A 2,075-nucleotide genomic window follows, 5' to 3' on the forward strand; every position below is an offset into this window, starting at 1 on the left:
TCTACCAGTGACAATCCGTCGCTAACTGGATGATGAAGCAGTCCCTTGCGTATCATCTGTCCCAGCTTAATACCTGCCAACAGGGTCTGGGCTCGTCGAAACGATTTGAACCCCAGCATCGGTCGACTCCGCCGTTTGATGTTCCGATGGTCTTGCTAAAACAGGTTGTTCAAGTACTTACTTTGCCTGACGGTAATCGCTTCTTCATCAGGTTTGTCGGCGTTGAGCGTGACCAGCGCCGCGGAGTTGGCACTACTTTTATCGATAGTCACCACCTCAGGTTCGCCCTGGTGACGAATGGCTTTGTGAAAGAAGCGCAATGCGGCTGCAGCGTCCCGCTTGGTGGTCAACAGGAAGTCGATGGTCTGGACCTACAGTATCCACCGCGCGGTAGAGATACTGCCTCTGACCTTTGATTTTGATGTAGGTTTCATCCATGTGCCACCGTCGACCTACAGGCCGCTGATATCGACGAAAGGCCTTATCCAGCAAGGGAGTTAACCTGATAACCCATCGGTACAGAGTAGCGTGGTCAACGGCAATGCCGCGCTCTGCCATTATCTCTTCGAGATTGCGCAGGCTCAGTGGATAGGCGAGGTACCAGCGAACACTCTGAGCTATAATATCTACGGGATAATGTAGACGTTTGAAGGCTTTCATGTGCTTAGTGCGACAAAACCGATTACATTAGTACCTTTTACAGTTGAAAGGGAGTGATATATTTATAACAAAAATGTAATTATTATTGAGCATATACTTTACGATAAACCGCTGGATTTCCCAACGGTTATGTATGCTATGGCGATAAAATAGCTAGGTCGAGGTTTCCTTCAACATTATTTGTAAAGGTGGTGGGAATAATATGAATATTCATGTTGCCCATTGCTGCGTTATAAAAGACAGCGCTTACATCTCGTTGCGAAGCCCCTGGTGGGAGTTGTGTTTCTGAAACTGTACTATTAAATGAAACCCCGTTGACTCGTACATGACCGTTTCCGTCGGTAATATTTACATGTATTTGAGTCGTTGGGAGTTGATTACTGTCAGGAACCAACATAAAGGTTAATGCGCTTGCACTAGGAAGTGAGGAGCCTACCGCATATACATACTCCAACGTTTCTCCTGGTGCGATACGCAATGATGAAGTTATACGTGAATTACTTGCATGATTATCTATGATTATTAGATTATGTCGTGATAAGTTTCTTATCTTTATTTTCAATCTAATTCGCTCCCTTTCTGGAAGCGCTGTGCTTTCTGACATTCCACCGATGAGAGATGTTAATCCTGCGGCCAGCCCCAAAATAATCCCTATAATAGAAAAGAATCCTCGAGTTTCTGACTGACTATCTTGTTGTGTGAAATTGTAATAATGCAGGGCTGATAACGCAATGGTGCGAGCACCAGAAATTCCACTGCTCGACCAAGGAATAAATTGCAATTCATTTTGGTAATCATTAGTTTTATCTTTCATATAACCTCCAATGATAATAGTTGTTATTTAATTAGCACGCAAACCCAAAGGGGTGAAGGTAATAGTGCAACCACTTGTTTGTGGTGCTCTTTCTGGCCAATTGGCAGGAGCCATTGCAATCCCGAAAGAAGGCGCTGTCGAACCTTGCCTTCCACGGAAACCTACATAATTTATATTGAAAATACCAGGGCGAACTGGAGGTGCGTTAGTATCTAAATTTTGAACATGGGCTATTCTTGTTCTACCTAAACTACGAACAATAGCTATTTCAAAATTGGTCGAGTTAGTGTTGTCCACTATTTGAGGTGGTCGTGCGAGAATGTTTGGGTCAGTAGATACAGCAAGAAAACGGAAGATTTGTAACCCAGAGTGGTTTAAGTTTGCGGGAGTGTATTTAATGTTGCATATGGCTGTATCACCGGGGAACATTATTTTTGGTGCTTTATCGAATGTATGGCCACTTGGTAGATGAGTATGAAAAGGTATAATTATAACATCAGCTTCATTTTTGAAAATCATGGTTTGTGTTATATGGTTAGGTGTGGGGGCTGGCATCAAAGACATCACTCCTCCCATTGTATCCATAGTTGAGCCCAGTAGA

At 43.6% G+C, this 2,075-nt stretch carries 2 protein-coding genes and 1 pseudogene; all 3 read right to left on the minus strand.

The genetic code is table 11. The annotated features are described in order from the left end of the window. Nucleotides 1–660, minus strand: a pseudogene (locus A6U95_RS30215) (IS6 family transposase); the annotation flags it as partial. A 136-nt stretch (nt 661–796) separates the two neighbouring features. Beyond that, on the minus strand, nt 797–1,474 hold the full coding sequence (locus A6U95_RS30910) for a hypothetical protein (protein ID WP_139102461.1): 678 nt from the start codon (nt 1,472–1,474) through the stop codon (nt 797–799). A 27-nt stretch (nt 1,475–1,501) separates the two neighbouring features. Continuing rightward, nucleotides 1,502–2,075: hypothetical protein (locus A6U95_RS30915; RefSeq protein ID WP_206744302.1), on the minus strand; the 574-nt coding region annotated here is incomplete at its 5' end.

The sequence above is a fragment of the Serratia sp. 14-2641 genome (assembly GCF_001692375.1).
GTDB lineage: Bacteria > Pseudomonadota > Gammaproteobacteria > Enterobacterales > Enterobacteriaceae > Chania > Chania fonticola_C.

Bases quoted from the DNA above. Each gene is read 5' to 3' on its own strand.
- A6U95_RS30910 (WP_139102461.1), bottom strand. From the start codon at position 1,474: ATGAAAGATAAAACTAATGATTACCAAAATGAATTGCAATTTATTCCT.